The organism is Verrucomicrobiota bacterium (assembly GCA_027622555.1).
In the GTDB taxonomy this organism is placed as follows: Bacteria; Verrucomicrobiota; Verrucomicrobiia; order Opitutales; family UBA2995; genus UBA2995.
Genome location: JAQBYJ010000195.1, coordinates 1 through 6,737 on the forward strand (window position 1 = coordinate 1; position 6,737 = coordinate 6,737).

Sequence of the window (6,737 nt, forward strand, 5' to 3'; positions counted from 1 at the left end):
CTCCCAAGCCACCACATCGAGCTGCAACTCCTGGCTGAGCTTGTAGAACATGTCGATATTCTTGGAGCCGATGCGGAAAAAATTATCCGTGGCCATGAGTTGTGCACCGCCGAAAACCTTGCAGCGAATGTCGTCCTTCTTCGCCCCGACGCGGATCATCGCCGAGAGGACTTTCGGGATGCCGGTATCGAGAAACATCGCTTCGCGGATTTTCTGCCCGGGATGCAAGCTGGCACTGGGAAGCATCGCGTGGAGCAGACCCCCGATGCGGCGTTTTTCATCATAGAAAAACCCCCACCTCTGCGGCTTCGCCGCTAAAAAGCAAATTCCTATCAATAATGACTATGTATACTTTTCCACCATGATAGGGATGACCTACGTTGTTGATTCTCAGCAGGCCGTGTTCGATGAATCCGCGCTTGTTTCCATCAATGACCTTGGGTCCGCAGGTAGCACCTGGAGCTTAAGCAGTCCGGCCTATGCAAATGGAAAACTTTATCATCGGGGATTGAGGCACGTTGTTTGTATCGGCTCCGAATAATCCTCCCTATCATTGTAACACGAAAAGCTATGAAAACTTCCCTATCCCAAACTAGTTTCTATGGGTTTATAAAAAGAACGCTCTGGGTGTTAGCCTCACTCTATGCGGTCAGTTTTGTGCTCAACGCCAATGACGCTCGTCCGAATATTGTTTTTATTTTTGCAGACGATTGGGGCTGGGGAGATCTGAGCTGCCACGGGCACCCTTACGTTCAAACTCCGAATATCGATCGCTTAGCGAAAGAAGGAACTGATTTCTATCGATTTACGGTAGCCAGCGGAGTCTGTTCTCCGAGTCGAACCGCCGTTATGACGGGGCACTTTCCGGGACGCTACAATATCGACGGCCATTTCGCATGGGTGCCAAGTAATGCAAAACGAAATATGCCTGACTGGCTGGCAACGGAAGCGCCGACCTTACCAAGGTTTCTGAAAACAGCGGGTTATAGGACAGCACATTTCGGCAAGTGGCACCTTGCAAATAATATGATTCCTGATTCACCCCTTCCCAGCGAGTATGGATACGATGAATACGGGGCATATAATTGTGCAGGTGAGCAGATGCCCGTCCATGAGGATGCGGACCATGCCATCGCGTTTATCGAAGATGCCGTAGCCGCCAAAGCACCCTTCTTTGTGAACCTGTGGATACACGAACCTCACACGCCATTTCACACAGTTCCCAAGTATGAATGGAGATTTCGTCACCTGGAAAACGAATCGGATCGTATATACGCGTCGGTGCTTTCGCATGCGGACGATCGAATCGGAGAAGTATTGAAAACGCTCGATCAACTCAATATCGCAGACAACACGCTCGTGATATTTAGTTCCGACAACGGACCGGCGCGTGGCTCTCCCAATGCAGAGTTGGCGCTCATGCACGACACCGCAACGGGAGCAGGTTGGGGGATAGCAGCCTCCAAAGGTATTACTGCGGGCAGAAAAGGTTACAAGGCCTCCTTGTTCGAAGGCGGCATCAATGTTCCGTTCATTGCCCGATGGCCGGGTAAAATCGCCGCAGGTGCCATTGACGATTCTTCCATCATTTCGGCAGTAGATCTTCTTCCCACATTCTGTGAGATTGCAGGTGTAAAACTTCCTAGCTCTTACCAAGGAGATGGTTTGAGCCAAGTGTCTGTTCTCAAAGGAAACGAAAAACCTATTCGTGAAAAGCCGCTCTTTTGGAAATATGAGTCACCTTGGCCTGCACAAAAAGCTAAACCCGAGCATTGGGTGTCTTACGCGGTGATGGATAAAAACTGGAAGCTCGTAACAAATAAGGATTCCAGCTATGTTGAGCTTTACGACATCGTTGTGGATCCATACGAAAGAGAGGATCTTAAAACCAAGCATCCCAAGGACGTGAATCAGCTGTTGTCTCAGTTGGCCGCTTGGAAAGATAGTTTACCGGAAAAACCGACTGGCAATGTCTTTTCTTCTGAGCGTAATCTCTAACGAATGCGACACTGCTTATTTCTCTCATTTTTTCTTTTCCTATTAGCTAACGCCTGGAGCAATCAGCACGAAGACATTTTTGGCAAAAGGCCCAATATTGTGTTTCTCTTTGCCGATGATCAGAGAGCGGATACCATAAGCGCGCATGGCAATCCCCATATTCAAACCCCTCATCTGGATCGTCTTGCTGAAACTGGTTTTAGTTTTTTGAGAAATTATTGTGCAGGCTCTTACAGTGGTGCCGTATGCGTGGCCAGTCGATCGATGTTAATGACCGGAAGGCATTGGATGAGTTTGCCGCCAGGAAACAAATCCAGGAACTGGGTTGATCTGCCTCTACTTCCGTCTGAATTGAAAGCGCGCGGGGGGTATCGTACCTTCATTGTCGGAAAATGGCATAATGGGGAGGACACCCTCAAGCGCGCGTTTTCGAATGGGAAGTCTATCTACATGGGCGGCATGGTGAATCATGCTGATTTTCAAGTTCAGGATTACGAAAACGGAATACTCAGTGATAAAAGAGATGCCGGAGGATTTTCGAGCACTGTCTTCGCCGACACTGCTATTGAATACATAGAATCAGCTGAGACAGGACAGCCATTTTTCCTGTATGTGGCCTTGACGGCGCCTCATGATACGAGGAATCCCCCAGAGGCTTATCGTGAATTATACTACAAAAATCGTCCGCCCTTGCCGGAGAATTTCCTGCCTTACCATCCGTTTGTAAATGCTCCACAAGTTACCCAAGGTCGGGACGAGGGACTTGCTCCCTGGCCAAGAACGCCTGAGGTGATCGGCGATCAGCTATGTGAATACTACGGTTTGATAACTCATCTGGATGAACAGATAGGCCGGATCGTAGAAGCTATAAAGAAAAGCCCACAGGGTGAAAATACGATTATCATTTATACAGCTGATCATGGGCTTGCTATGGGGAGTCATGGATTATTGGGAAAACAAAATATCTATGAGCAGAGCATGCGAGCACCATTGATTATTCATGGAAGAGGCATACCAGAGGGTCTGTCCAATTCATCCTATACCTATGTGCATGACCTCTATGCCACCCTATTGGATATTGCCGAACTCAGGCCTGCGCCGGATACCGATGCTTTGTCGCTTGTGCCCATTATGAACGGCAAGGTGGAGAAAGTCAGGGATAGGTTATTTCTGCCATTTCAGGATAATCAACGGGCAGTAAGCGATGGAAACTGGAAGCTACACGTGTACCCAAAAATAAATCACAGACTACTATTCAATTTGAAAGATGATCCTCATGAAACCAAGAACCTGGCTGAAGATTCCGCGCATAAAGGGCAACTGAATCGAATGATGGCCATGATGGAATCGACTCGTACGCAATATGGAGATAAGGATCCTCTTTTCGTTGCGAACCCGGAATCGAAGATACCCAATTACAATAACGATGAACGTACCTTGGATATATGGCAGCCGAAATGGATACGGGATAAATATTTCGGAGGAAGAAGTAATCCGAATCACGGAAACTAGTAGGACCTTAAATTGTGCTTATGTATGTCTTTAAGATCCATTCACATTCAATGGCCTGTATATTAAAATCGTTAGGTCTTCTCGGTGGTGTCGCCTTTTTCCTTGCTTTACCAATTCATGCTCAGGAAACGCATGGAGAATATGAAATGGGCGAGGGGGGAGAGGTTGTCGTAACCCGGGGCTTCATCGTGAATGAACTCGAAAGTAGTTCCAAGGCTCGGCCCCTACTGGCTATTGGAAGCAGCTCCGGGCAGCATTTCCTATACGATCCCAACAAACCGGCGATGGCGGGATTTTGGACCGGGTTATATGGTCGACTCAAAGAAACTGGGGAATTCGAACCGAAACTGCAAAATCTGAAATCGTTTTCATTGGACAGAGCTCCCTGGACCTATGGCGAGAAGCCGCGAGTAGAATTGGAACGTACTTGGCGTGGAGTAGAATATCGCGGAGAGCAAATCTGGTTTCTATATCGATTAGACGATCCTAATAGCGATATGTTTTGGGAAGTTGAGGAAAGCCTATTCATCGAATCCGCCGAGTTGCAGCACTTGATGTTCAATATTCAGCCGAGTGGCCCGAGTGAGAAATACCTGAACTACTGGCTCCACCAAACGGACTTCCGTCGTGTTTCGACTAATGGGCAGCAAAATCAGAGAAATTTGCTGAAGAACCTCTTACCTGATCAGACGCAATTCACGATATCGTTCTACCGGCGGAAAGAAACGCCAACCATTCCTCACGGCTACTCGGTTCAATCCATAGAAGTACCCTCTCCAAGACCTCCATTTCGTTTTGAGCCTACAGATATTGATTTCGGTCCGGACGGTGACGTGTATACTTCGAACCGCACGGGTCAGGTATGGAAAATGAAAGACGGACTATGGTCGGTTTTTGCTGACGGACTTCACGAAATGAATGGGATTCGCGTTTCTCCTGATGGAAAGGGCGTCTATGTCATGCAACGACCTGAATTGACCTACCTGGAAGATACCGATGGCGACGGAATTGCCGACCTTTACGAAACTGCTGAAGACCGCTTCCGCTATACCGGAAACTATCATGAATTCGCCTACGGCCCGCGCATCAATGCCAAGGGCGAGATGTTTTTTTCGACAGGACTTAGTGCGGGAGCTCATTTCAGTGCAGAGCCAAACGGATATCCTAATCAAATGACTTCAGCCCTGGGCTACCGTGGGTGGGTCATGAAACGGGATACTTCAGGAAAATTTACACCATTCGCCTCGGGTCTGCGTTCACCGGCGGGCATAGCGATGAACGCAAAGGAGGAACTTTTCATCACTGACAATCAGGGCGACTGGGTTGCATCGTCCTACCTGGGTCATGTGGAGGAGGGAGATTTCATGGGGCATCCAGCGTCCCTGTGGGATCTACCTGAGTATGGACTCACTCCTCAAACCCTCGACTACGCCACGGTAGAAAAGATGCCCCAAAAGGTGCCGCCTCTGCATATAGCGGAATTTGCTCCGAGAAGGAAACCGCCAGCGGTATGGTTGGCCCATGTGGACCTTACCAATTCGCCCGGACATCCCTCGTTTGCTCCAAAAGAAGGCTTTGGTCCGTTCGGTGGACAAGTATTTATCGCTGACATCGCCCACAGAAATATTGTCCGCGTAGCCCTCGATAAAGTAGGAGGTGCCTACCAGGGAGCTGTATTTCCGTTTATTCGCCCCTTAAGCAGTTCCTCTTATTCCACCGCGTTCGACAAACAAGGAAATCTATGGGTTGGATCCGTTGGACGTGGATGGACAGCCGGCGATCCAGCGCTAGAGATTATTCACTTTGATTCCACCCAAACGCCCTTTGAGATGCATCGCATCGCGCTTACGGCAAAAGGATTCGACATTCATTTTACCGAAGCGCTTGGAGCTGGCGTGATTGCCCCAAAAGACGTATTTGTTACTGAATACGAATATCAATACTGGGATGGCTATGGTTCAGAGCCAGTAAATGAAAAAACGGTTGATGTGAGACAGGTCAAACGATCGCCAGATGGCATGACCCTTTCTGTAGAATTGAAACGACGGGAAGGGGCCATTTATCAAATTGAGTTGCCTGCGTTAAAATCTGCTTCCGGTCTGATTTTGGAAAACAACTTCGGCGTTTATACTCTCAACCAGCTTATTCGATGAAGTATTTGGTCTTCTTATTATCGGCCTCCATGATACTTACACCGATTGCCGCTCAAAACAACGGAGACATCTTTGTATCTGACAGGGTGCTGGTTCAACGTTGTTCTATAGAAGGTGTATCCACGCGAACAATAGCAGTGGGTCATCCAGGTGGTTTTAATTACGCATTCGATGCAGTAAAGTGTGCGCCGGTCTTTGCCTGGTATGGAGGTTTTCTCGATTTCAGTGGAGAAACCAATGGTAGAGGAGGTAAGGGGTGCAAGGTACTTGGTATTCGCAGACCCCTTGGCATTGATCAAATCCCCCTAAGAGTCTCCGACTTTGGGAGGCTTCCCCAAAGTTTGGAATTCAACGGATACCGACGGGATAGTGGCACCGGAGCCCCCATGTTTCTTTTTTCGGTAGATGGCGTTTCAGTGAGGCAGTTGATTTCATCTGACACATCAGACACCCTATCGATAAGAATGATCTTTCCGGAGGTGAGAACTCAGGATGTGTTCTACAAGCTCAACTCCAACATTCACAAACGTGTTGAGGTTAGCGATGGGCTGAAGTGGGTCTCACCTGAGGTCATTTTGATCCCCTCAACAGTGACGGACGCCACGATATCACTAACGCTGCGCGAAACTGATGAAGTATTTCATAGAGAGGTTCCAGAATACACAGGCTCCCAAGTCTTTCAAAATTTTTGTAGTGCCTGCCATTCCACAGACGGAACGAAGTTGATAGGCCCCTCCTTTAAAGGACTTCTCGGGCGTGAGCAGATCGTGACTAGAGGCGGTAGAGTTGAAAAGATCACCGTGGATGAAGGCTATATACTCGAGTCCATCATGAAACCTCAGGCCGCTATAGTGAAGGGCTATGAACAGGTTCCAATGGCAGATTTTTCCGGTGTATTGACTGACCAACAAATAGCCAGCTTGGTAGACTTCCTTGTGGAGTTAGAGTAGTCGTTCATAGAAGCTCCTTATAACGGAAGTCCGGTGCCCAAGGGGCAGTTTCGAGGAGCGTAGCGACAAACCCCCACCTCTGCGGCTTCGCCGCTAAAAAGCAAATTCCTATCAATAAAACCCC

Annotated in this window: 6 protein-coding genes; 5 read left to right on the forward strand and 1 reads right to left on the reverse strand. The window is 48.4% G+C overall.

Features of this window, described 5'->3' with window-relative positions; translation table 11 throughout:
- Positions 1-336 (reverse strand): chemotaxis protein CheD (locus tag O3C43_24340; GenBank protein MDA1069617.1); only part of this gene is annotated, 336 nt, incomplete at its 3' end.
- A gap of 34 nt (positions 337-370) precedes the next feature.
- Between O3C43_24340 and O3C43_24345 the strand changes: the two genes are divergently transcribed.
- The 5 genes from O3C43_24345 to O3C43_24365 are packed head-to-tail and all read left to right on the forward strand — an operon-like array spanning position 371 to position 6,613.
- Positions 371-541, forward strand: coding sequence for a hypothetical protein (locus O3C43_24345; protein MDA1069618.1), 171 nt, complete (start codon positions 371-373; stop codon positions 539-541).
- Positions 542-570: 29 nt separating this feature from the next.
- Positions 571-1,998 (forward strand): sulfatase-like hydrolase/transferase, encoded by a 1,428-nt coding sequence (locus O3C43_24350; protein ID MDA1069619.1) that lies wholly within the window; start codon positions 571-573, stop codon positions 1,996-1,998.
- Positions 1,999-2,001: 3 nt separating this feature from the next.
- Positions 2,002-3,510 carry a sulfatase-like hydrolase/transferase gene (locus tag O3C43_24355; protein MDA1069620.1) on the forward strand — a complete coding sequence of 503 codons (1,509 nt, stop codon included), beginning with the start codon at positions 2,002-2,004 and terminating at the stop codon, positions 3,508-3,510.
- A 50-nt stretch (positions 3,511-3,560) separates the two neighbouring features.
- Positions 3,561-5,663: a hypothetical protein gene (locus tag O3C43_24360; GenBank protein MDA1069621.1), complete on the forward strand. Its 2,103-nt coding sequence runs from the start codon at positions 3,561-3,563 to the stop codon at positions 5,661-5,663.
- Between the two features lie 29 nt (positions 5,664-5,692).
- Positions 5,693-6,613, forward strand: a complete 921-nt coding sequence (locus O3C43_24365) for a cytochrome c (GenBank protein MDA1069622.1) — start codon at positions 5,693-5,695, stop codon at positions 6,611-6,613.
- Positions 6,614-6,737 lie beyond the last annotated feature (124 nt).